Annotated in this window: 26 protein-coding genes; 16 read left to right on the forward strand and 10 right to left on the reverse strand. The window is 67.8% G+C overall.

Annotation, left to right across the window (positions count from 1 at the left end):
- Positions 1 to 19: 19 nt before the first annotated feature.
- Positions 20 to 544 carry a phosphoribosyltransferase gene (locus RZE77_RS12400; RefSeq protein WP_012747318.1) on the forward strand — a complete coding sequence of 175 codons (525 nt, stop codon included), beginning with the start codon at positions 20 to 22 and terminating at the stop codon, positions 542 to 544.
- Between the two features lie 73 nt (positions 545 to 617).
- A complete protein-coding gene (locus tag RZE77_RS12405) occupies positions 618 to 863 on the forward strand; it encodes a hypothetical protein (protein ID WP_319442090.1) in 246 nt (81 codons plus the stop codon).
- An 18-nt stretch (positions 864 to 881) separates the two neighbouring features.
- Here the strand turns inward: RZE77_RS12405 and RZE77_RS12410 are convergent, their stop codons facing one another.
- Positions 882 to 1,334, reverse strand: coding sequence for a VOC family protein (locus RZE77_RS12410; protein WP_319442091.1), 453 nt, complete (start codon positions 1,332 to 1,334; stop codon positions 882 to 884).
- A gap of 62 nt (positions 1,335 to 1,396) precedes the next feature.
- Entirely contained in the window at positions 1,397 to 2,260 is an 864-nt protein-coding gene (locus tag RZE77_RS12415; protein ID WP_319442092.1) for a helix-turn-helix domain-containing protein, read from the reverse strand.
- A gap of 75 nt (positions 2,261 to 2,335) precedes the next feature.
- Here RZE77_RS12415 and RZE77_RS12420 point away from each other — a divergent pair, with 75 nt between their 5' ends.
- Positions 2,336 to 3,529 carry a cystathionine beta-lyase gene (locus RZE77_RS12420; protein ID WP_319442093.1) on the forward strand — a complete coding sequence of 398 codons (1,194 nt, stop codon included), beginning with the start codon at positions 2,336 to 2,338 and terminating at the stop codon, positions 3,527 to 3,529.
- 113 nt (positions 3,530 to 3,642) lie between these two features.
- Positions 3,643 to 3,846, forward strand: a complete 204-nt coding sequence (locus RZE77_RS12425) for a hypothetical protein (RefSeq protein ID WP_047785064.1) — start codon at positions 3,643 to 3,645, stop codon at positions 3,844 to 3,846.
- Between the two features lie 76 nt (positions 3,847 to 3,922).
- On the opposite strand, the gene RZE77_RS12430 is transcribed toward RZE77_RS12425, so the two are convergent.
- A complete protein-coding gene (locus tag RZE77_RS12430; RefSeq protein WP_319442094.1) occupies positions 3,923 to 4,603 on the reverse strand; it encodes an arylesterase in 681 nt (226 codons plus the stop codon).
- Between RZE77_RS12430 and RZE77_RS12435 the strand changes: the two genes are divergently transcribed.
- The 3 genes from RZE77_RS12435 to rlmB are packed head-to-tail and all read left to right on the forward strand — an operon-like array spanning position 4,602 to position 7,081.
- Positions 4,602 to 5,324 carry an ABC transporter ATP-binding protein gene (locus RZE77_RS12435; RefSeq protein ID WP_124957685.1) on the forward strand — a complete coding sequence of 241 codons (723 nt, stop codon included), beginning with the start codon at positions 4,602 to 4,604 and terminating at the stop codon, positions 5,322 to 5,324. The two genes, RZE77_RS12430 and RZE77_RS12435, sit on opposite strands and share 2 nt — an antisense overlap.
- Positions 5,321 to 6,301 carry a hypothetical protein gene (locus tag RZE77_RS12440; RefSeq protein ID WP_319442095.1) on the forward strand — a complete coding sequence of 327 codons (981 nt, stop codon included), beginning with the start codon at positions 5,321 to 5,323 and terminating at the stop codon, positions 6,299 to 6,301. The genes RZE77_RS12435 and RZE77_RS12440 overlap by 4 nt, the downstream gene beginning before the upstream one ends.
- Positions 6,302 to 6,334: 33 nt before the next feature.
- Entirely contained in the window at positions 6,335 to 7,081 is a 747-nt protein-coding gene (gene rlmB / locus RZE77_RS12445; protein ID WP_012747327.1) for a 23S rRNA (guanosine(2251)-2'-O)-methyltransferase RlmB, read from the forward strand.
- Between the two features lie 30 nt (positions 7,082 to 7,111).
- On the opposite strand, the gene RZE77_RS12450 is transcribed toward rlmB, so the two are convergent.
- Both RZE77_RS12450 and RZE77_RS12455 read right to left on the reverse strand, forming a co-directional pair.
- Positions 7,112 to 7,282: a hypothetical protein gene (locus RZE77_RS12450; protein ID WP_012747328.1), complete on the reverse strand. Its 171-nt coding sequence runs from the start codon at positions 7,280 to 7,282 to the stop codon at positions 7,112 to 7,114.
- A gap of 110 nt (positions 7,283 to 7,392) precedes the next feature.
- Positions 7,393 to 7,980, reverse strand: coding sequence for a helix-turn-helix domain-containing protein (locus tag RZE77_RS12455; RefSeq protein WP_319442096.1), 588 nt, complete (start codon positions 7,978 to 7,980; stop codon positions 7,393 to 7,395).
- Between the two features lie 46 nt (positions 7,981 to 8,026).
- Between RZE77_RS12455 and RZE77_RS12460 the strand changes: the two genes are divergently transcribed.
- Complete coding sequence (locus RZE77_RS12460; protein WP_319442097.1) at positions 8,027 to 8,548, forward strand: GNAT family N-acetyltransferase; 522 nt, start codon at positions 8,027 to 8,029, stop codon at positions 8,546 to 8,548.
- Between the two features lie 10 nt (positions 8,549 to 8,558).
- On the opposite strand, the gene RZE77_RS12465 is transcribed toward RZE77_RS12460, so the two are convergent.
- Genes RZE77_RS12465 through RZE77_RS12475 form a run of 3 tightly spaced genes read right to left on the reverse strand, consistent with a single transcriptional unit; the run spans position 8,559 to position 10,753 of the window.
- Entirely contained in the window at positions 8,559 to 9,524 is a 966-nt protein-coding gene (locus RZE77_RS12465; protein WP_319442098.1) for an aldo/keto reductase, read from the reverse strand.
- A 33-nt stretch (positions 9,525 to 9,557) separates the two neighbouring features.
- Positions 9,558 to 10,166 carry a chromate transporter gene (locus RZE77_RS12470; protein ID WP_185738275.1) on the reverse strand — a complete coding sequence of 203 codons (609 nt, stop codon included), beginning with the start codon at positions 10,164 to 10,166 and terminating at the stop codon, positions 9,558 to 9,560.
- Positions 10,163 to 10,753 carry a chromate transporter gene (locus tag RZE77_RS12475; protein ID WP_319442099.1) on the reverse strand — a complete coding sequence of 197 codons (591 nt, stop codon included), beginning with the start codon at positions 10,751 to 10,753 and terminating at the stop codon, positions 10,163 to 10,165. Before RZE77_RS12475 ends, RZE77_RS12470 begins: the two co-directional genes overlap by 4 nt.
- A gap of 88 nt (positions 10,754 to 10,841) precedes the next feature.
- Here RZE77_RS12475 and RZE77_RS12480 point away from each other — a divergent pair, with 88 nt between their 5' ends.
- On the forward strand, positions 10,842 to 11,753 hold the full coding sequence (locus tag RZE77_RS12480; protein ID WP_319442100.1) for a YihY/virulence factor BrkB family protein: 912 nt from the start codon (positions 10,842 to 10,844) through the stop codon (positions 11,751 to 11,753).
- A gap of 8 nt (positions 11,754 to 11,761) precedes the next feature.
- Here RZE77_RS12480 and RZE77_RS12485 read toward each other — a convergent pair whose 3' ends face one another.
- Positions 11,762 to 12,313 carry a DUF924 family protein gene (locus RZE77_RS12485; protein ID WP_319442101.1) on the reverse strand — a complete coding sequence of 184 codons (552 nt, stop codon included), beginning with the start codon at positions 12,311 to 12,313 and terminating at the stop codon, positions 11,762 to 11,764.
- A gap of 116 nt (positions 12,314 to 12,429) precedes the next feature.
- Here RZE77_RS12485 and RZE77_RS12490 point away from each other — a divergent pair, with 116 nt between their 5' ends.
- The 6 genes from RZE77_RS12490 to RZE77_RS12515 all read left to right on the forward strand — a co-directional run bounded on the left by RZE77_RS12490 (position 12,430) and on the right by RZE77_RS12515 (position 18,168).
- Positions 12,430 to 12,879, forward strand: coding sequence for a CHRD domain-containing protein (locus tag RZE77_RS12490; RefSeq protein ID WP_319442102.1), 450 nt, complete (start codon positions 12,430 to 12,432; stop codon positions 12,877 to 12,879).
- A gap of 49 nt (positions 12,880 to 12,928) precedes the next feature.
- A complete protein-coding gene (locus RZE77_RS12495; protein ID WP_319442103.1) occupies positions 12,929 to 14,140 on the forward strand; it encodes a patatin-like phospholipase family protein in 1,212 nt (403 codons plus the stop codon).
- Positions 14,141 to 14,210: 70 nt separating this feature from the next.
- On the forward strand, positions 14,211 to 14,993 hold the full coding sequence (locus RZE77_RS12500; protein ID WP_319442104.1) for a 3-hydroxybutyrate dehydrogenase: 783 nt from the start codon (positions 14,211 to 14,213) through the stop codon (positions 14,991 to 14,993).
- 125 nt (positions 14,994 to 15,118) lie between these two features.
- Positions 15,119 to 16,126 carry a tripartite tricarboxylate transporter substrate binding protein gene (locus RZE77_RS12505; RefSeq protein ID WP_319442105.1) on the forward strand — a complete coding sequence of 336 codons (1,008 nt, stop codon included), beginning with the start codon at positions 15,119 to 15,121 and terminating at the stop codon, positions 16,124 to 16,126.
- Between the two features lie 43 nt (positions 16,127 to 16,169).
- Positions 16,170 to 16,643, forward strand: coding sequence for a tripartite tricarboxylate transporter TctB family protein (locus RZE77_RS12510; protein ID WP_319442106.1), 474 nt, complete (start codon positions 16,170 to 16,172; stop codon positions 16,641 to 16,643).
- A 16-nt stretch (positions 16,644 to 16,659) separates the two neighbouring features.
- Complete coding sequence (locus tag RZE77_RS12515) at positions 16,660 to 18,168, forward strand: tripartite tricarboxylate transporter permease (RefSeq protein WP_319442107.1); 1,509 nt, start codon at positions 16,660 to 16,662, stop codon at positions 18,166 to 18,168.
- Here RZE77_RS12515 and RZE77_RS12520 read toward each other — a convergent pair.
- The gene (locus RZE77_RS12520; protein WP_319442108.1) at positions 18,155 to 19,117 is read right to left on the reverse strand and encodes a bifunctional helix-turn-helix transcriptional regulator/GNAT family N-acetyltransferase; all 963 of its coding nucleotides are present in this window, start codon (positions 19,115 to 19,117) and stop codon (positions 18,155 to 18,157) included. The genes RZE77_RS12515 and RZE77_RS12520 overlap by 14 nt on opposite strands.
- Before the next feature lie 151 nt (positions 19,118 to 19,268).
- Here RZE77_RS12520 and RZE77_RS12525 point away from each other — a divergent pair, with 151 nt between their 5' ends.
- Positions 19,269 to 21,674: a YgiQ family radical SAM protein gene (locus RZE77_RS12525; protein WP_319442109.1), complete on the forward strand. Its 2,406-nt coding sequence runs from the start codon at positions 19,269 to 19,271 to the stop codon at positions 21,672 to 21,674.

Consider the following 21,674-nt stretch of genomic DNA (forward strand, 5'->3'; position numbering starts at 1 on the left):
ACAGGAACGAACCCCCACCATGTTGACCGAAGACGGCAAGCATCTCTACGTCAGCTACGACGAATACAACAACCTGATCGAGAAGCTCGCGATCAAGATCCACCAGTCGGGCTGGCAGTTCGACACCATCCTGTGCCTTGCGCGCGGCGGCATGCGGCCCGGCGACGTGCTTTCGCGCATCTTCGACAAGCCGCTGGCGATCATGTCGACCAGCTCGTACCGGGCCGATGCCGGCACGGTGCAGGGGCACCTGGACATCGCGCGCTTCATCACCACGCCCAAGGGCGAAATCGCCGGCAGGGTGCTGCTGGTGGACGACCTGGCCGACTCGGGCCACACGCTGCATGCGGTGATGGACATGCTGCGCAACAACTACAAGCCGATCACCGAGCTGCGCAGCGCGGTGATCTGGACCAAGGCGCTGTCGACCTTCACGCCCGACTACTCGGTCGAGTACCTGCCGACCAATCCGTGGATCCACCAGCCCTTCGAAGGCTACGACTCGCTCGGCGCCGAGAAGCTGCTGGAGAAGTGGTCGGTCTGACCTTGCTGCTGCACTCGCTGCAGCGCCTCATCGGCATTCGGGCCACCACGCTGTAGGCGCAGCGCGCATCTGCGTGGGCGTGGCTTGCAGCGGCCACTGCAACGGCCTCCTTGCACAGGCAAAGATCCTCCTCGAGCGCACCGAATCCGGCGACACGTACGCCGCCGCAGAGGCCGACGCGCTGCTGCTGCTGCTGCTGCTCGGTCCGGAGGAATGGGCCACCGTGGTCTCGTCCATCTCGAAGGAAGTAGGCGCGGCGAGAAAGCGCGAACATCGGTATTCGCGGGTGCGCGGGCAAGCCTCGAAGCCCGCGGCCTGATATTCCGGGCGGCCGTGCCTATGCACCGCCGGAATCGAACATCGCGCTGTAGCGCCGCTGCATTTCTTCCGGCGTCAGCTTCTCGATGCTGTGGCCCACGTTCCAGCGATGGCCGAAGGGATCGCGGAACACGCCCGATCGCTCGCCGTAGAACTGGTCCTGCGGCGCCATGTCGAGCGTGGCGCCGGCCGCCACGGCACGCGCCACCACGGCGTCGGCATCGTCCACGTGCAGGTGCAGCGTCACCGCGGTGCCGCCCAGCGTCCTGGCGCTGCGGATGTTGTATTCGGCGAACTCGTCCGAGATCATCAGGATCGCGCCGTTGTGGAAGTCGAGCTCCGCATGGCCGACGCGGCCGCTCGGCTCGGTGAGCCGGAAGATCTCCTTGACTTCGAAGACCTTGCAATAGAAGTCGATGGCGGCGCCGGCATCGTCGACGCAGAGATAGGGGAACAGTTCGTGGATCGCCATGAGGGTTGCCTTTCGGAAGGAGGAAAGCCATGTCGTGGCGCCGATTCTGCGGCGCCGCACCGCTAGCGTCTTGAAGGAATTTGACCTGCGGCCGCCGGCACATGCCGAGGCGACACGGCCCCGGACTGCCGCCAGGCCTCTGGCGACATGCCCGCCAGCGCCGAGAACTCGCGGCTCAGGTGCGCCTGGTCGCTGTAGCCCGCAGTGAGCGCGATGTCGGCCCAGCTTTGCGCCGGGTCGCCGGCCAGCGCCAGCGCGCGGTCGAAACGCATCACGCGCGCATATTCCTTCGGGCCGAGGCCGATGCCCCCGCGAAAAAGAGCGATGAAGCGGCGGTGGCTGTAGCCGCTGCGTGCCACCAGCGCGGCGATCGACGGGTTCTCGCGCGCGAGCGGACCGAGCGCTGCGGCAATGGCCGGATGCAGGCCGCGCAGGCCGACGCTTTGTGAATCGATGGCGCGCTGGGCGAGCAAGGCTTCGAAGGTCGCCAACTGCGCTTCGAGGCTGCCCGCCGCATGGATCTGCTCGAGCGCGGCATTGGCCTGCAGCGCACCCCACAGCGCATCGAGCGGCGTGTGCTGGCTGGCCAGCGCGTCTTCGGGAGCGCCGAGCAGTGCGCGGGCGGCTCCGGGCTGAAGCTGCGCGCCGACCGATCGCGTGGCCACCGAAACGTCGCGCATGTAGGGGGCGGCACGCGCACCGCCGACGATCGCATGGCCGCAGGTCTGGCCGCGCACGTCGCCCGGGCCGCCGAACAGCTTCAGCGGCGGCCCCGAGAGCCGGAACACCAGGTGCATGCCCCCGGTGGGCAGCACATGCTCGCGCGCGCCCGGCTGCCCGGCGCCCGCGCCCGCAGGGGCCGAGGCCCACATCAGCCGCACGTAGGAACGCAGGCAGGGGGCGGGGAGTCTGGTCAGCTGCGGCATGTTGCAGCCCCGAGGAAAAACCGGCTGTTGCCCATCGGCGCATTGTGCGGCGGATTGCCGCGCTAGCATCGGGCCATGAGCAAGCCTTCCACGACCCTGATCCACCACCCCTACACGCCGCCCGCCAACTTCGCCGCGCCGCAGCCCGGCATCTACAAGGCCTCGACCGTGTTCTTTGCCGATGTGGCCGCGATGCGCGCGCGCGACTGGAAGACCAAGGCCGGCTACACCTACGGCCTGCACGGCACGCCGACCACCTTCACGCTCGAGGAACGCCTGGCCACACTCGAAGGCGGCACCGAGTGCCTGCTGGTGCCGAGCGGCCTGGCCGCCATTTCGCTGGTTTCCTTCGCCTTCCTGAAGAGCGGCGACGAGGTGCTGATTCCCGATAACGCCTACGGCCCCAACAAGGCACTGGCGACCGGCGAACTGGCCAACTTCGGCATCACGCACCGCCTGTACGACGCCATGGACCCCGCCGACCTGGCCGCCAAGCTCTCGGACCGTACGCGGCTGGTGTGGCTCGAGGCGGCGGGCTCGGTGACGATGGAGTTTCCGGACCTGCCGGCGCTCGTCAAGGCATGCCGCGCGCGCGGCGTGGTGACGGCGCTGGACAACACCTGGGGCGCGGGCCTGGCATTCGCCCCTTTCGATTTCAACGGCAGCGGGCAGGGCGTGGACATCTCGGTGCACGCGCTCACCAAATACCCGAGCGGCGGCGGCGACGTGCTGATGGGCAGCGTGGTCACGCGCGACGAGCGGCTGCACCGCGCGCTCAAGCTCACGCACATGCGCACCGGGTTCGGCGTCGGCGTCGGCGACGTGGAAACGCTGCTGCGGTCGCTGCCGAGCATCGGGCTGCGCTATGCCGCGCACGACCGTTCGGCGCGCGAGCTGGCGCGCTGGCTTGCCGGCCGCGAAGAGATCGCGCAGGTGCTCCATCCGGCGCTCGAAGGATCGCCCGGCCATGCCAACTGGCGCGCGCTGTGCGGCGGCACGGACCTGGCCGCGGGCCTGTTCTCGGTCGTGTTCGACGAGCGCTACAGCACCGAGCAGGTCGACCGCTTCTGCGACAGCCTGAACCTGTTCCGGCTCGGCTATTCGTGGGGCGGCCCGGTGAGCCTGGTGGTGCCCTACGACATCGGCCTGATGCGCGATGCCAGCGTGGCGCGCTGGCCCCACAAGGGCACGCTGGTGCGCTTCTCGGTCGGGCTGGAAGACGTGGAAGACCTGCGGGCCGACCTGCAGCAGGCGCTCGCGCGGATGTAAGAGAAGTTTTCCGGCCGCAGAGCCTGGCCGCTCCACCGGCTGCGGGTGCACCGTTATCGCTTACAGTTGGATGACACGCAGTCGCTTTGACTGCCTCGTTCAAGGAGAGAACAGTGGCAACACCCAATTACGGCTACGAAAAGCGCCAGAAGGAGCTGGCCAAGAAGAAGAAAAAGGAAGAGAAGCTCCGCGAAAAGGCCAATCGCAAGCTCTCCCCGAGCAGCGAAGGCCTGGCCCCGGGTGACCCGGAAACCGACGTGGCATCGCTCGAGCGCGATCCGCCGACGGTGCCCGATCTGCCGACCAAGAACGGCTGATCCCAGATCAAGGCTCTCGACAAGAAAGCCGCTGCGGGCCTCCGGGCCTGGAGCGGCTTTTTTTGTTTCGGCAGGCCTACTTGGCCGCGAGCAGCTTGCGCAGCTCCGGCCAGACGTTCTCGAGCAGTTGCGGCTGCGCGGCGGCGGTGGGATGGATGCGATCGGCCTGGAACAGCGCCAGCGCGTCGGGCGCATCGGCCACGCCCTTGAGCAGGAAGGGCACCAGCGCCGCCTTGGTGGTGCTGGCCACCTTGCCGAACACGGCCTCGAAGCGCCGCGTGTAGTCGCCGCCGTAGTTGGGCGGCACCTGGATGCCGACGATCAGCACCTTGGCGCCGGCCGCCTGCGCCGCCTTGGTGATCTGCAGCAGGTTTTCCTCGGTGTTCTGCAGCGGCAGGCCGCGCAGCGCATCGTTGGCGCCCAGTTCGACCACCACGTGGCTGGGCTTGTGCTGCGCCAGCAGCGAGGCAAAGCGGGCGCGTCCACCCGAACTGGTGTCGCCGCTGATGCTGGCATTGACCACCGTGGCCGGGATTCTTTGCTCGGCGAGCCGCTTCTCGAGCAGGGGCACCCAGCCTTCGCCGCGTTTCAGGCCGTATTCGGCGCTCAGCGAATCGCCAAGCACCAGGATCACGGGCTTGCGGGGCGCCGCGGCCTGCGCGGCCTGGGCATGGACCGCCGTCCATGTCCCTGCACTGCCGAGCGCGGCTGCGCTCAAGATAAAGTCACGTCGTTTCAAAACGAAAAGCCTTTCCATGTCCCAACCCCCGTCTGATGCCATTGTCGCAGTCGAGCATGTGTTCAAGTCCGTGACCGACTCGACCGGTACGCTCGACATTCTGCAGAACATCGATTTCACCCTGGGCGCGCGGGAGACCGCCGCCATCGTCGGGGCCTCGGGTTCGGGCAAGAGCACCTTGCTGTCGATCATTGCCGGGCTCGACACGCCCACGCGCGGCACCGTCAAGCTCGCGGGCGACGACATTTTCGCCATCGACGAGGACGAGCGCGCCGCGTTGCGCGCCCAGCGCGTGGGCTTCGTGTTCCAGAGCTTCCAGCTGCTGGGCAACCTGAGCGCGCTCGAGAACGTGATGCTGCCGCTCGAACTGGCCGACCGCAAGGACGCGCGCAAGGCCGCCACCGAGATGCTCGGGCGCGTCGGCCTCGGCCAGCGGCTCGGCCACTATCCCAAGGTGCTCTCGGGCGGCGAGCAGCAGCGCGTGGCGCTGGCCAGGGCCTTCGTGGTGCAGCCGGCCCTGCTGCTGGCCGACGAGCCCACCGGCAGCCTCGACTTCGCGACCGGCGAGCAGGTCATGCGGCTGATGTTCGACCTGAACCGCGAGCTCGGCACCACGCTCGTGCTGGTCACGCACGACCGCGGCATTGCGGCCCAGTGCGAGCGCCGCATCACCATCGAGGCCGGGCGCATGGCGCTCAACGAGTCGACGCCTGTGCTGGTGGCTTCGCTGCAGGCATGATCGTTCCCCGGTTCTGGGCCGAAGGCCGCATCCAGGAACACGTTGCCGGCAAGCAGATCACGGTGCGGCGCTACGGCTGGTCCGACGAGAGCCCGATCGCCGCGCAGGCGCATGCCGACCAGCGCACGCGAGAGGCGTTCGAGCGCATCGCCGCGGGCGAACAGCTCAACCGCCGCGAGCGCAAGCTGGCCTACAACGGGGCCGAGGGCGTGCCCATCCGCGAAGAGATCGTCGAGCGGCAGGGCGATACCGTCATCACCCGCAACAGCTATGGCGCGCGCTGCCTCAACACGCCCGACGTGCTGTTCGTCGACATCGACTTCGACGAACCCCTGCGCGGCAGCGTGTTCGGCTTTGCGCTGGTGCCCGCGCTGATCGCGGGCATCGTCGGCGGCTGGACCGCCAGGACCTGGCTGGGCGGGCTGATCGCGGCCATCGTGGTCTTTGTGGTCGCCTACCAGATCGGCCTGCGCAAGAAGCGCGGCGAGGCCAGTAACAACCCCGCGCCCGAAAAGCGCGCGGCCGAGCGCATCGGGCGCTTTGTCCACCAGCACCCCGACTGGCACCTGCGCCTCTACCGCACGCCGGCCGGCTTCCGGGTGCTGGCGATGCACGACGTGTTCAGCCCGGCCGACATGGCGGTGGCCGACTGCTTCCACGCGCTGGGCGTCGACAAGGTCTACGCACGCATGTGCCGCAACCAGAACTGCTTTCGCGCCCGCCTGAGCGCCAAGCCCTGGCGCATCGGCATCGGCGAGCACCTGCGGCCGAGGCCGGGCGTGTGGCCCGTGTCGCCCGAGAAGCTGCCGCTGCGCGATGCCTGGGTCGCGCGCTACGAAAAGGCCGCCGAGGGCCATGCCGCCTGCCAGTACCTGGAAAGCGCCGGCAACAGCGCACGGGTGCATCCGAATGCGCTCGCCGTGCAGCAACTGCACGACGAACGCACCCGCGCGCACAGCGGATTGCCGATTGCCTGAAGGACGGGGTGCGCAGGCCTCGATAATCGGGGGATGTCTTCCCCCAAAGTGATCTTCGGCTTCCATGCCGTGGGCGTGCGCATCAAGACCGCGCCGAAATCGGTGCTCGAAGTGATGTTCGACACCAGCCGGCGCGATGCGCGCATGAAACAGTTCATCGCACGCGCGCAGGAAGCCGGCGTGCGGCTGGTCGAGGCCGACGGGCTGCGGCTGGCCAAGCTCAGCGGCAGCCATGGCCACCAGGGCGTGGTCGCGCGGGTCGAGCCCATTGCGCAGGTGCGTTCGCTCGACGAGCTGCTCGAAGGCCTGGAGGAGGCCGGCACCGTGCCGCTCCTGCTGGTGCTCGACGGCGTGACCGATCCGCACAATCTGGGCGCCTGCCTGCGCGTGGCCGACGGTGCCGGGGCTCATGCGGTGATCGCGCCCAAGGACCATGCGGCCGGCATCAACGCGACCGTGGCCAAGGTGGCGAGCGGCGCGGCCGAGACGGTGCCCTACTTCATGGTGACCAACCTGGCGCGCACGCTGAACGAACTCAAGGAACGCAGCATCTGGTGCGTCGGAACCAGCGACGATGCGCCGGGCACCCTCTACCAGAGCGACCTCAAGCGGCCCCTGGCGCTGGTGCTCGGTGCCGAAGGCGAGGGCATGCGCCAACTCACCCGCAAGACCTGCGACGAACTCGTGAGCATTCCCATGGCGGGTGCGGTCGAAAGCCTGAACGTTTCCGTGGCCAGCGGCGTGTGCCTCTACGAGGCCATGCGGCAGCGCAGCGCCTGAGGCAGCGCTGCGGCCGGGGCGCGGTTCAGGTCAGGAGGGATCTTTGCTGCGCGTGCGGGCCACCGCGCTGAAGATGCCGATGCCCAGGATGATCAGCGCACCGATGCCGATGTAGAGCGTCGGCACGCCGGCCACCGAGGCGCCCCAGGCGAGGCCGGCGAGGAAGATCAGAAAACCGATCATGTAGAGCACAAAGGACATGCGTGTTCCCCCGGAAGCTTTGATGCCTTGCAGTATCCCGGGCGGTCCCCCGGCGGGCACAGGCGGTCGTCTCCAGTCGCTGTGGGAACTTGCCTACTACTTTTGCGCCGCTATGCCGGGGATGCGACCAGCAGGTAGCGGCAGCCCGCGCGCCCGAGCGCCTTGAAGACCAGCGGGCGGTCGACGCCGAAATCCAGGCAGTCGCCGGGCGCGAGTTCGAAGCGCTCGTCGCCGTAGTCCACCCGCAGCGCGCCTTCGAGCATCCACAGGCACTGCCGGTAGGGCTTGCCGCTCCAGCGCGGATAGGCGACCTGCGCCGAGCGCGGCAATTCGATCTCGACCATCTCCACGCCCCCGCTCGCACCGCGCTCGGCAACCTGGCGCCGCAGGTAGCCCGCCTCGGGATCGCGCCAGACCTCCTGATCGGCCCGGGTGCGCAGCCGGCGCGGCGAAGCCTTCTCCTCCGTCAGCAGCTGCGTGAGCGGTACGCCCAGGCCGGCGGCCAGCCGGCCGAGCAGCACGGCCGTCGGGCTGCTCTCCGCGCGCTCCACCTTCGAGATCATGGCCTTGCTGACGCCGGAAAGCTCGGCCAGTTCGGCCAGGCTCAGCGCCTTGGCCTGGCGCAGTGCGAGCAGCCGGCCGGCAATGAGCGAGTCGATGCCGGAGGGCTCGGCCGGCGGAGATGAATTGTTTCTCATATGAGATTATTATTCTCCTATATTGGACAGCCTGAAAGGAACGAACATGCGCCTGGTCCCCTGCACCGAGGAAGCCCACGCGGGCGCCATCCTTGCCATCCTCAACGAGGCCATTGCCAATTCGACCGCGCTGTACGACTACAAGCCGCGCACGCCCGAGAGCATGGCGGCCTGGTTCGCCACCAAGCGCGCCAACGGCTTTCCGGTGATCGGCGCGGAAGACGAGAGCGGCAAGCTGCTGGGTTTTGCGAGCTACGGCACGTTCCGCGCCTTTCCGGCCTACAAGTACACGGTGGAGCATTCGGTGTACGTCGAGGCGGGCCACCGCGGTGCGGGCCTCGGCCGCACGCTCATGGAGGCGATCATTGCCGAAGCCGTGGCGCGCGACGTGCACGTCATGGTCGGCGCCATCGATGCCGCGAACGCCGGCAGCATCGGGCTGCACGAGCGCCTGGGTTTCGAGCATGCCGGCACCGTGCGGCAGGCCGGCTTCAAGTTCGGCCGCTGGCTCGACGTGGCCTTCTACCAGCGCATTCTCTCGACGCCGCTGAATCCGGTCGACGGCTAGGCGATGGGACTCAAGCCGGGTCTTCGGCGCTGGCCCGGTCCAGCATCTGGATGGTGCCGGCATCGAGCTTCAGCTGGGTCGCAATCACCAACTCTTCCAACTGGGCGATCGAGCTTGCGCTGGCGATCGGTGCCGTGACCGAAGGGCGGGCGATCTGCCACGCAATGGCCACCTGGCCCGGCTTGGCGTTGTATTGCTGGGCCACCTTGTCGAGCGCTTCGAGAATGCGCAGGCCCCGCGGGTTCAGGTACTTCTTGGTGGTGTTGGCGCCGCGCGCGCTCTTGGAGGCGTCGGCCTCGGTGCGGTACTTGCCGGTCAGGAAGCCGGCCGCCAGTGCATAGAAATTGATCACGCCCACTTCGCGCTTCAGGCACAGCGGCTCCAGCTCGTCTTCGAACACCGCGCGGTCGTAGAGGTTGTACAGCGGCTGCAGGCTCTCGTAGCGTGCAATGCCCAGCCGCTCCGACACGTCGAGCGCCTCGGCCAGCCGCGGGGCGCTGTAGTTGGAGGCGCCGATCGCGCGCACCTTGCCGGCCTTGATCAGGTCGTCGAAGGCCTGCAGCGAATCCTCGAGCGGGGTGGCGGCATCGTCGTCGTGCGACTGGTACAGGTCGATGAAGTCCGTCTGCAGGCGCTTGAGCGAGGCTTCCACCGCTTCGCGGATGTAGGCCGGCGCGAGGCCCGACTTGCCTTCGCCCATCGGCTTGCCGACCTTGGTGGCCAGCACCACGCGGTTGCGCTTGCCGCTTTGCTTGAGCCACTTGCCGATGATGGTCTCGGATTCGCCGCCGGTGTGGCCCGGCACCCAGGCCGAATAGACGTCGGCGGTGTCGATGAAGTTGAAGCCCGCGTCCAACCAGGCATCGAGCAGGCGGAACGAGGTGGCCTCGTTCGCCGTCCAGCCGAACACGTTGCCGCCGAAGGCAAGCGGTGAAACCAGGAGGCCGGAGCGGCCGAGCGAGCGGAGTTGCGACATGAGTTTGTTTCCTGAAAGAGAACGAAGGTCAGATCAGACGAAGCCCACGGCACCGAGCAGCGCACCCGCGCCCAGCAGCCAGAGCAGGTGAATGCGCGTGCGCCAGACGATAAGCGCGGCCACCGCGGTCAGCAGCCACAGATGCCATGCAGGCGCGTCGCCGGCATGGTTACCCGCCGCCAGCACCCAGCCGGTGGCGATCAGCAGGCCCACCACCACGGGCGCCATGCCCTGCTTGAAGGCGCGCACGCCGCGGCGGTCGCGGTTGCGGTGGCCCCAGCGCGTGGCCAGGTAGGTGAGGGTGGTGCTCGGCAGCATGATGCCGAGCATGGTGACCATGAGCCCGAACAGACCCAGCAGCCAGGCACCCGGCCCCGCGCCGATGCCGCCGCCCGCGTTGAGCCCGACGTTCCAGCCCATCAGCGCGACGAAGAGCACGTTCGGCCCCGGCGCGGCCTGGGCGATGGCCACCGAGGAACTGAACTGCGCCTCGGTGAGCCAGCCGTGCTGCGCAACGAGGTAGCGGTGCATGTCGGGCACGGTGGTGATGGCGCCGCTGATCGACAGCAGCGACAGCAGCAGGTACTGGCCGAAGAGCGCGAGCCAGTCGTGCCATTGCATGGCGATGGTCAGCTGGCTCATGCGGCGATCCTGCGCCAGGTCCACGCACAGGCCACGCCGCCCACGGCCAGCAGCACCCAGCCGAGCGGCATCTTGAACAGCGCGATGGCGCCGAACACCAGCGCGACGAAGGCCAGGCAGGTGGCAAAGCCCAGCGGGTGCTTGCGCAACTGGGGGATGAGCTTGATGCCGGTGGCGGCGATCAGCCCGCCCGACACGGCGCCCATGCCGCGCAGCGCGGCGGCCACCTGGGGGTTGGCGGCGTAGTGGGCATAGAGCACGGCCAGCACGAGGATGACCACGAGCGGTATCGCGAGCATGCCGGCCACCGCGGCGATGGCGCCGCGCAGGCCGAAGTAGCGGTCGCCGATCATCAGCGCGAGGTTGATCACGTTCGGCCCCGGCATCACCTGGGCCACGGCCCAGTCTTCCAGGAACTGCTCGGGCGTGAGCCAGCGCTTTTTCTCTACCATCTCGCGCTGGACGATGGCCAGCACGCCACCGAAGCCCTGCAGCGCAAGCCAGGTGAATGAAACAAAAAGGTCGCGTGGCGACTTCGGTTGCAGAGGGGCGGACGGCGCCGCCGCGCCTGAAGGAGACGAATGCATGTGGGTGCGATTATCGTAGCCAGGCCTGCAACATGCCGGGCATCGGGCTGACATGCCCCTGCATCACCCAAAGGGAGACTCCACCGCCATGCAAATCCGCGCGCTCTTCGATCTCTGCAAGCAGGCCATCGCCTCCTGGTCCAACGACTACGCGCCGAGCATGGGGGCCGCACTGGCTTACTACACGGTGTTCTCGATTGCGCCGCTGCTCTTGATCGTGATCTCGGTGGCCGGCCTCGTGTTCGGCCAGGAGGCCGCGCGCGGCGAGATCTTCGCGCAGCTTTCCGGCCTCATGGGCGAGCAGGGCGCGGCCGCGGTGCAGGGCATGCTGCAGGCGGTCAACAAGCCGGCCGAAGGCGTCGTGGCCACGGCGGTCGGCATCGGCCTGCTGGTGATCGGCGCAACCACCGTCTTCGGCGAACTGCAGGATGCGCTCGACCGCATCTGGCGGGCACCGGCGCGCACCAAGAGCAAGGGCCTCTTCAACCTGCTGCGCGTGCGGCTGCTGTCGTTCAGCATGATCATGGCCATCGGCTTCCTGCTGATGGTGTCGCTGGTGGCCAGTGCGGCGCTGGCGGCGCTGAGCAAGTGGTGGGCGCCGGTGTTCGGCGGCTGGGCCACGCTGGCGCAGGCGGTGAACTTCGTCTTCAGCTTTGCGATGGTGACGGTGATCTTCGCGATGATCTACAAGATCATGCCGCGCACCAAGGTGCAGTGGCGCGACGTGTGGGTGGGCGCGGCGGTCACGGCGCTGCTGTTCACCATCGGCAAGCACCTCATCGGCCTGTACATCGGCAAGAGCAGCGTGGCCTCGGGCTACGGCGCGGCGGGTTCGCTGGTGGTGGTGCTGGTGTGGGTGTACTACTCGGCGCAGATCTTCCTGCTCGGGGCCGAGTTCACCTGGGTGTATGCCAAGACCTATGGCTCGCTCAAGGACATGGGGCGCCGCGGTGATGCGAACCCTTCGCCGACGCGCTCGGACCCGCTGCCGCAGCGGTAGCCAGCTGGCTATCCCGCGAAGCCGCCCTCGTCGAGGAAGTGCTGCTCCTCGGCGCTGCTGGTGCGCCCGAGCAGCCCGTTGCGGTGCGGAAAGCGGCCGAAGCGCGCAATGATGTCGCGGTGCAGCACCGCGAAGCGCTGGGTGTTGGCATCGAGCGCGGCGTTGAGTTCGACCGAGCGCTGCTGGTCGTCCAGCGACTCGGAGTGCATGAAGGGCAGGTAGAAGAAGCGCCGCAGGTCTTCGCCGGCCTTCAGGTCGAGACCGGATTCGACCGCCTGGCGGGCGATGGCCAGTGCCTTGGCGTCGGTGGCCACCATGCGGGCGTTTCCGCGCCAGGTGTTGCGCGGAAACTGGTCGAGCAGCACCAGCAACGCCAGGGCGCCTTCGGCGTCGTGCGCCCAATGGTCGAGATCGCCGCGCGCGGCGGCTTCGTGGGCGGCGAGAAAGCGCCCGCCGAATTCGGCGTCGAAGGCTTCGTTCTTGGCAAACCATCGTTCGGGTCCGGCATGGCGCCAGAAGTCGACGATGTCGCGGGCGGTGGGCAGCTCGGCAGGGTTCATTGGCGCATTCTCTTTCAGCCTGCGCCCGGCCGCCAAAGTCGCGGTGGTGGCCGACAAGGCGAATGGCAAGGCCTGCCTATGCTTTAGCGGTTTTCATAACTCAGGAGATAAAGCTCATGACCCGATATGGCAGCTTTTTGCGCGCAACCCTCATCGCCGGCGTGGCCAGTGCCGTGCTGGCCGGCTGCGGAATGATGTCCAGGTCGAACACCGCGAGCTTCAGCGGCGCGATGAACGCCGCCAGCGAAGTGCCGCCCAACATGACGCGCGGCAGCGGCCTGGCGGAAGCCTGGCTCAACCGGGACACCAACGTCCTGAAGTACAAGATCGTCTACAGCGGCCTGAGCGGCCCGGCCACGGCCGCGCACTTCCACGGCCCTGCGGCCGCGGGCGCCAATGCCGGCGTGGTGCTGCCCTTTGCCAATGCCGCCAGCCCGATCGAAGGCCAGGCCACGCTCACGCCGGCGCAGGCAGCCGACCTGATCGCCGGCAAGTGGTACGCCAACATCCACACCGCGGCCAATCCGGCCGGCGAGATCCGGGGCCAGATGCTGCCCAAGATGTAAGGCGCCGTGGTCAGCTTGCGGCAGCCGGGCTGGTGTCAAATGACGCCATATGACGACGAAGACGCCCAGGAAGCCACGTGCCGCAAGCAGGATAACCCCCGACAACACCTTCGAGGCCCGCCGCGAAGACATGCGCGCCGCGCGCAAGGCGCTGGTGCTGCAGGGCGGCGGTGCCCTCGGCGCCTACCAGGCCGGCGTGTATGCCGCGCTCAGCGAGACCGACCTGCAGCCGCATTGGATTGCCGGCGTCTCGATCGGCGCCATCAACGCGGCGCTGATCGCGGGCAACGCGCCCGACAAGCGGGTCGAGCGGCTGCGCGAGTTCTGGCACCTGGTGTCTTCCGGACCGGCGCAGCGCCTGCCCTCATGGCTGGGCGACCGCGCCACGCAGAACCAGTGGAGCGCCAGCATGGCGATGCTGGTGGGCATTCCGGGCTTCTTCGAGCCGCGTTATTCGCCCGCGCTGCTGATGGGCGCCGCGGCGCCGCTCCTGAGCTACTACGACACGACGCCGCTCAGGCTCACGCTCGAGCGCCTGATCGACTTCGACCGCATCAACGCCTGTGAAGCGCGCTTCAGCGTGGGCGCGGTCGACGTGCGCACCGGCAACTCGGTGTACTTCGACAACACGCGCCAGCGCATCGGCCCCGAGCACATCATGGCCAGCGGCGCGCTGCCGCCGGGCTTTGCGCCCGTCAGCATCGACGGCGACGACTACTGGGACGGCGGCATCGTCTCGAACACGCCGCTGCAATACGTGCTCGACATCCATCCGCGCTCCGAGCCGCTGGTGGTGCTGCAGGTCGACCTTTTCAATGCACGCGGCGAGATGCCGCGCACGCTGTCGGGCGTGATGGAGCGGCAGAAGGACATCACCTATTCGAGCCGCACCCGCATGAACACTGATGCGCTGGCCGCCAACCTGAACCTGCAGCAGGCCATCGCCGACCTGATCTCCAAGCTGCCGGCGCACCTGCGCAACGACCCTTCGGTGCTGGCGGTGCAGGCCGAGTTCACGCACCATCCGATCGACATCTTCCACCTGATCTACCGCGACAAGCCCTACGAGGTCGAATCGAAGGACTACGAGTTTTCGCGTGCCGCCGTCGAAGAGCATTGGGAGGCCGGCGCGCGCGACATGCGGCGCACGCTGGCGCACCCCGAGACGCTGCGCAGCGACGCCACCGTGAACGGCGTGACCACCTTCGACCTCGGCGAGCCCGGCGTGGAGCGCGTCAAGCGTCCCGGGTTGTCGCGCTGAAGGCGGGCTGCACTCGCCTGATTCCTGCCATCCCGTTTTCTTTTTCTTTTCAACCTCAAGGACATTCACCATGCAACTCAAGGACAAGGTCGCCTACATCACCGGTTCGGCCAGCGGCATCGGCAAGGAGATTGCCATCCTGTTCGCGCGCGAGGGTGCCAAGGTCGTCATTGCCGACCTCAACAAGCAGGCCGCCGACGCCACCGCGGCCGAACTCCGGGCAACGGGCGCGCAGGCCATGGGCGTGGCGGTGGACGTGACCAGCGAAGAGCAGGTCAATGCCTCGGTCGAGGAGGCCGCCAAGGCCTTCGGTGGCATCGACATCCTGGTCAGCAACGCGGGCGTGCAGATCGTTCATCCGGTCGAGGAATTCAGCTTTGCCGACTGGAAGAAGATGCTTGCGATCCACCTCGACGGCGCCTTCCTCACCACCAAGGCCTGCCTCAAGCACATGTACGCCCAGGGCCGTGGCGGCAGCGTGATCTACATGGGATCGGTGCACTCCAAGGAAGCTTCGCTGCTGAAGGCGCCCTACGTCACCGCCAAGCACGGGCTCATCGGCCTGTCCAAGACGGTAGCGAAGGAAGGCGCGAAGCACGGCGTGCGCGCCAACGTGATCTGCCCGGGCTTCGTGCGCACGCCGCTGGTCGAGAAGCAGATTCCCGAGCAGGCGAAGACGCTCGGCATCACCGAGGAACAGGTCATCAAGAACGTGATGCTGAAGGAAACGGTCGATGGCGAGTTCACCACCACCGACGACGTGGCGCGCGTGGCGCTGCTGTTCGCGGCCTTCCCGACCAACGCGCTGACCGGCCAGTCGCTGGTGGTGAGCCACGGCTGGTTCATGCAGTAGCGAAACCACCGCGCCGCGCGCGGCGCACGATGGTTCACCCTAATGTCTCTGGCGAGCGAACTGTGAGAAAAACCTGTTTGCCGTTCAATCGTCATACCAATGACTTTCGCCAGGAGACAAAAACCATGCGTGTTCGTTCAGCCGGCTTTTTTTCGCGCCGCTCCTTCGTGGCCCATGCCGCAGGTGTCGCAGCGGGGCTTGCCATGTTCGCCGCGGCAGCGCCCGCAGCTGCCCAGGCGTATCCCAGCCGGCCCGTCACGCTGATCGTTCCCTGGGGTGCGGGCGGCGGCACCGATGCCACGGCGCGCATCATCGCGAGCCTGCTCGAAAAGGAGCTCGGCCAGCCGATGACGGTGGTGAACCGCACCGGCGGCAACGGCGTGGTGGGCCATGCGGCCATTGCCGCCGCACCGCCTGACGGCTACACCATCGGCATGGCCACGGTCGAGATCGGCATGATGCACTGGCAGGGGCTGACGCCGCTGACCAGCGCCTCGTACACGCCGATCGGCCTTGCCAATCTCGACCCGGCCGGCATCCAGGTGCGGGCCGACGCGCCCTACAAGACCGTGGCCGAACTGCTGGCGGCCATCAAGGCCAGCCCCGGAAAGCTCAAGGCCTCGGGCACGGGGCAGGGCGGCATCTGGCACCTGGCCATCGCCGGCCTCTTGCGCGACCAGAAGATCGACCCCGCAGCCGTGCCGTGGGTGCCGAGCAATGGCGCGGCGCCGGGCCTGCAGGACGTGGTTGCGGGCGGTGTCGACATCGCGCCGGTCTCGTTGCCCGAGGCGCGTTCGCTGATCGATGCGGGCAAGGTCAAGAGCCTTGCGATCATGAGCGACAAGCCCTCGGCGCTGTATCCCAACGTGCCCACGCTCAAGGCGGCCGTCGGCAGCGACTGGTCGATGGCGGCCTGGCGCGGCATCGTCGCGCCCAAGGGACTGCCCGCCGACGTACGCGACAAGCTCGCGGGCGCGCTCAAGAAAGTGGTGGCGAGCAAGGAGTACACCGACTTCATGGCCTCGCGCGGCTTTGGCGTGATCTATGCGGGCCCTGACGACTTCGCCGCCTACATGGCCAAGTCCGATGCCGAGCTTGGCGCAACGATGAAGGCCGTGGGTATCGTCAAGTGAGCGCCGCACGGCGCGCGGCCGCGCCCGGCGGAGGTGCGGTGCGATGAAATTCAACGACGCGATCTTCGGCGCGATCCTGCTGGCGCTCGGTATCGTGGTGCTTGCCGTGGTGCAGGGCTATCCCGGCATACCGGGCCAGCAGGTGGGGCCGGCGCTGTTTCCGGGGCTGCTGGCCATCGGGCTGTGCATCTGCGGTGCGATGCTGCTGGCCAAGGGCTGGCGCGAGCGCCGCGCCGCGGCCTGGGTGCGGCTCGGCGACTGGGCCGCTTCGCCGCGCCACGTGCTGGCCGCTGCGCTGGTGGTCGGCGCGGTGCTGTTCTACATGTTCGCCTCCGAGCGGCTGGGCTTCCTGCCGGCCGCGGCGGTCTCGCTGCTGGCGCTGATGCTCGCGATGCGCGTGCCGCCGGGCCGCGCGCTGCTGATCGCGCTGATTGCCGCGCTGGTGATCCATACCGCGTTCTACAAGCTGCTGCGCGTACCGCTTCCCTGGGGCGTCCTGACGCCCATCGCCTGGTAACCGGAAACATCCATTCATGTCCGCAGCACTCTTGCAGGCTTTCTCGATGGTCTTCGAGCCTTACACCATCCTCGTGATGGTGCTGGCCTCGCTCTATGGCCTGTTCGTCGGCGCGGTGCCGGGGCTGTCCGCCACCATGGCGGTGGCGCTGCTGGTGCCGGTCACCTTCTTCATGCAGCCGATTCCGGCCATCGCGGCCATGGTGACGGCCACCGCCATGGCCATCTTCTCGGGCGACATCCCGGGCTGCCTGCTGCGCATTCCGGGCACACCCGCGTCCGCCGCCTATACCGACGAAGCCTTCGCGATGACGCGCAAGGGCATGGCCGAGACGGCATTGGGCGCGGGGCTGGTGTTCTCGGCCGTGGGCGGCCTTTTCGGCACGGTGGTGCTGATCGTGGCGGCGCCCGCGCTGGCCGACTTCGCGCTCAACTTCAGTTCCTTCGAGTACTTCTGGCTCGTGCTGCTGGGCCTGACCTGCGCGGTGTTCATCACCTCCGACCGGCCGCTGAAGGGCATGGTCACGCTGCTGCTCGGCCTGCTGGTGGCCTGCGTGGGGCTCGGCAATCCCGCGGGCTTTCCGCGCTTCACCTTCGGCAACGCTGAGATGACCGGCGGCATCGGCATGATCCCGATGATGATCGGCATGTTCGCCGTCTCGGAGGTGATCCGCTTCGCGGTCGACACGCTGCCGCCGGGCGAGATCGTGGTCGAGAAGGTGGGGCGCGTGCTCTCGGGCCAGTGGGCGCTGGCCAGGAAATACCCGGTGCAGATACTGCGCGGCAGTGTGCTGGGCACGGCAGTGGGTGCGCTGCCCGGCGCGGGTGCCGACATCGCGGCATGGATGTCGTACGCCATGAGCAAGAAGTTCTCCAAGGAGCCCGAGAAGTTCGGCACGGGCCATGTCGAAGGCATTGTCGAATCGGGTTCGGCCAACAACAGCGCGCTCGCCGGCGCGTGGATTCCGGCGCTGGTGTTCGGCATTCCGGGTGACTCGATCACGGCCATCGTGATCGGCGTGCTCTACATGAAGAACCTCAATCCGGGGCCGACGCTGTTCACCACCGATCCGCAGAACATCTATGCGGTGTTCATGCTGTTCATCATTGCCAACATCATCATGGTTCCGCTGGGCATCCTGTGCATCAAGGTGTCCAAGCGCATCCTGCGGGTGCCGCGCAACGTGCTGATGCCGCTCATCCTGCTGTTCTGCATCGTCGGCGCGTTCGCCATCAACAACTCGCTGTTCGACGTGGGCGTGATGCTCGTGGCGGGCATCGTGGCCTACCTGCTCGAGGAGAACGGCTTCCCCATTGCGCCAGCGATCCTCGGCGTGGTGCTCGGCGGCATGCTCGAGGAGAACTTCATCACCTCGATGATCAAGTCGGACGGCAACCTGGCCGGCTTCGTGTCGCGGCCGATTGCCGCGTCGCTGGCGGCCGTGGTGCTGCTGGTGTGGCTCGCGCCCCTGCTCAGGAAGCTCTGGATCAAGGGGCGGCGCACCGCTTCGTCTACTGCAGCCTGAGCGACCAGGTCTCGCCCACGAGCTGCTGGCCGAAGCCTTCATAAGGCTCGGCCTTGTCGAGCCTGAAGCCCCGCTTGGCGTAGATGGCGCGCGCGGCCGCCAGGCAGCTGTTGGTCCAGAGCACCATCTTGCGATAGCCCTTGGCGCGCGCGAAGGCAATGCATTCGTCGGTCAGGCGCGCGCCCAGGCCCAGGCCGCGCGCCGACGGCGAGAGCAGCAGCAGGCGCAGCTGGGCCGTGGTGGCCGACTTGCGCACCACGAAGATCGCGCCCACCCGTTCGCCGTCGAGCTCGGCGATCCAGCACTTCTCCCACGCGGGCTGGAACTTGCGCACGAACTGGGCCACGATGTCGGCCACCAGCGCCTCGAACTCGCTGTTCCAGCCGTACTCGCGCGCATAGAGCTCGCCGTGCTGCTGCACCACCCAGCCCATGTCGCCGGGCAGCGGATCGCGCAGCACGATGGTGCGCGTGCGCGCCGCAGGGGCCGCAGCCGGATCCAGCACGCGCTCGATGCGGGCCATGGCATCGATCACCTGCTGGCGCTCGTGCGCAGGCATCGGCGCAAGCAGGGCGGCCGCCTCGTCGCGCGATTTCTGTTGTAGTGGCGCAAATGCGGCGTGGCCGGCTTCGGTGAGGTGCAGCACGCTTTGCCGAGCGTCGCGCGGATGGGGCGCGCGCGTGAGCCAGCCGGCCGCCTCGAAGCGGCGCAGGATGCGGCTCATGTAGCCGGCGTCGAGCCGCAGGTCACGGCCGATCTCGCTGGCCACGGGCGTTTCCCGGTGAGCCAGCTCGTAAAGCACCCTGACATCGGTGAGCGACATGTCGCTGCCAAGGTAGGGGTCGAGCACGCCGATACGGCTCGTGTAGAAGCGGTTGAAGCGCCGGATCGCCTTGACCGCGGCGGCATCGGGTGGAGGCGAATTGGCTGGAATGGTTGCTGTTGTCATGTTGATGGTTGACTGAGGCAACCATTTAAAGGCCTTGCCGCAGGCGCGTCAACAGCCGCCAGCGCGACAGAAGTGGTGGAAAACCCTAAAATCGCGGGTTGCCCACTGCCGCGCCGTGCCCGCCAAGCCGCCGCTGCCAACTTCCCCACTGATGAACGCCCCCGTCGACGTCTCCTTTTTTGCGCGTGCCGCCAAGCCGCTGACCAGCTACCGCAAGTACTGGGCGGCCCGTTTCGGCACGGCCAAATTCCTGCCGACCACGCGCAAGGAAATGGACGCGCTCGGCTGGGACAGCTGCGACATCATCGTGGTGACGGGCGACGCCTACGTCGACCACCCGAGCTTCGGCATGGCCGTGATCGGCCGCATGCTCGAGGCGCAGGGCTTCCGCGTGGGCATCATTGCCCAGCCCGACTGGCAGAGTGCCGAGCCCTTCAAGGCGCTGGGCAAGCCGAACCTGTTCTTCGGCGTGACCGCCGGCAACATGGATTCGATGATCAACCGCTACACGGCGGACCGGAAGATCCGCAGCGACGACGCCTACACGCCCGGCGACGTCGGCGGCGCCCGGCCGGACCGCGCGGCCATCGTGTATTCGCAGCGCTGCAAGGAAGCCTGGAACGACGTGCCGATCATCCTCGGCGGCATCGAAGGGTCGCTGCGCCGCATCGCCCACTACGACTACTGGCAGGACAAGGTCCGCCGCTCGATCGTGGTCGACTCGAAGTGCGACCTGCTCTTGTACGGCAACGCCGAGCGCGCCATCGTCGAGATCGCGCACCGGCTGGCGGCCCGCGAACCGGTGCACGAGATCACCGACGTGCGCGGCACCGCCTTCGTGCGGCGCGACACACCGGCGGACTGGTTCGAGATCAATTCCACCAGCGTGGACGAACCCGGCCGCGTCGAAGCCCACGTCAATCCTTACCTGATGGTGTCCGAGCAGGCCAAGGCCAATGGCGCCACCTGCGCCAAGGAAGACGAGGCCCAGGCCGTGGCGCAGGCCGCCGAGGCAGGTGCTGCGGCGGCGAACCCGGTGAACCCGGCCATCAAGCCGCTGACCTTCGTGCCGAACCCCGCGCTCCAGCCGCGCGCAAGGATCAAGGTGCCGCCGCGCGACCGCAGCGTGATCCGCCTGCCGTCGTACGAGCAGGTGCGCGCCGACCCGGTGCTCTATGCGCACGCCAACCGCGTGCTGCACCTCGAGACCAACCCCGGCAACGCCCGCGCGCTGGTGCAGGCGCACGGCGAGGGCGCCACCGCGCGCGACGTGTGGATCAACCCGCCGCCCATTCCGCTCACCACGGCCGAGATGGACCACGTGTTCGACCTGCCGTATGCGCGCAGCCCGCATCCGCGCTACGCCGACGAGAACGGCAGCCACGACGGCGCCACCAAGATCCCCGCGTGGGAAATGATCCGCTTCAGCGTGAACATCATGCGCGGCTGCTTCGGCGGCTGCACCTTCTGCTCGATCACCGAGCACGAGGGCCGCATCATCCAGAGTCGCTCCGAAGAATCGATCATCAAGGAGGTCGAGGCCATCCGCGACAGCGTGAGCGGCTTCACCGGCACCATCTCCGACCTCGGCGGGCCCACGGCCAACATGTACCGCCTGGGATGCAAGAGCCCCGAGATCGAGTCGGCCTGCCGCAAGCCCAGCTGCGTGTACCCGGGCATCTGCCCGAACCTGGGCACCAACCACGATCCGCTCATCAAGATCTACCGCCGCGCGCGTGCGCTCAAGGGCATCAAGAAGATATTGATCGGCTCAGGCCTGCGCTACGACCTGGCCGTGCAGTCGCCCGAGTACGTGAAGGAACTGGTGCAGCACCACGTCGGCGGCTACCTGAAGATCGCGCCCGAGCACACCGAGCAGGGCCCGCTCACCAAGATGATGAAGCCCGGCATCGGCAGCTACGACAAGTTCAAGCAGATGTTCGAGAAGTTCTCGGCCGAGGCAGGCAAGAAGCAGTACCTGATTCCGTACTTCATTGCCGCGCATCCGGGCACCAGCGACGAGGACATGATGAACCTCGCGATCTGGCTCAAGAAGAACGGCTTCCGCGCCGACCAGGTGCAAACCTTCTACCCGAGCCCGATGGCCACGGCCACCACGATGTACCACACCAACAAGAACCCGCTGCGCAAGATCACGCGCGAGAGCGAGACGGTGGACATCGTGCGTGGCGACAAGCGCCGCCGCCTGCACAAGGCCTTCCTGCGCTACCACGACGCCAACAACTGGCCGCTGCTGCGCGAGGCCTTGAAGAGCATGGGGCGCGCCGACCTGATCGGCAACGGCAAGCACCACCTGATCCCGACGTGGCAGCCGCTGACCGATGGCGGCTACACCAGCGCACGGCGCAAGAACTCGACCTCTGCGCCGGTGCCGGCCAAGGCGTCGGCGCCGGTCAGGCTGGCGCCCGTGAAGCCCTCGAAGGGCCGCATCCTCACGCAGCACACCGGCCTGCCGCCGCGCGACAACGGTTCGGCGCCGGCGCCGCGCAAGGCCTCGGCCGGCCCGGTGCGTGGCAGCATCCGCAAGCCGCGCTGA

It is taken from the genome of Variovorax sp. SPNA7, from assembly GCF_033807855.1.
GTDB classification, from domain to species: Bacteria; Pseudomonadota; Gammaproteobacteria; order Burkholderiales; family Burkholderiaceae_C; genus Variovorax; species Variovorax beijingensis.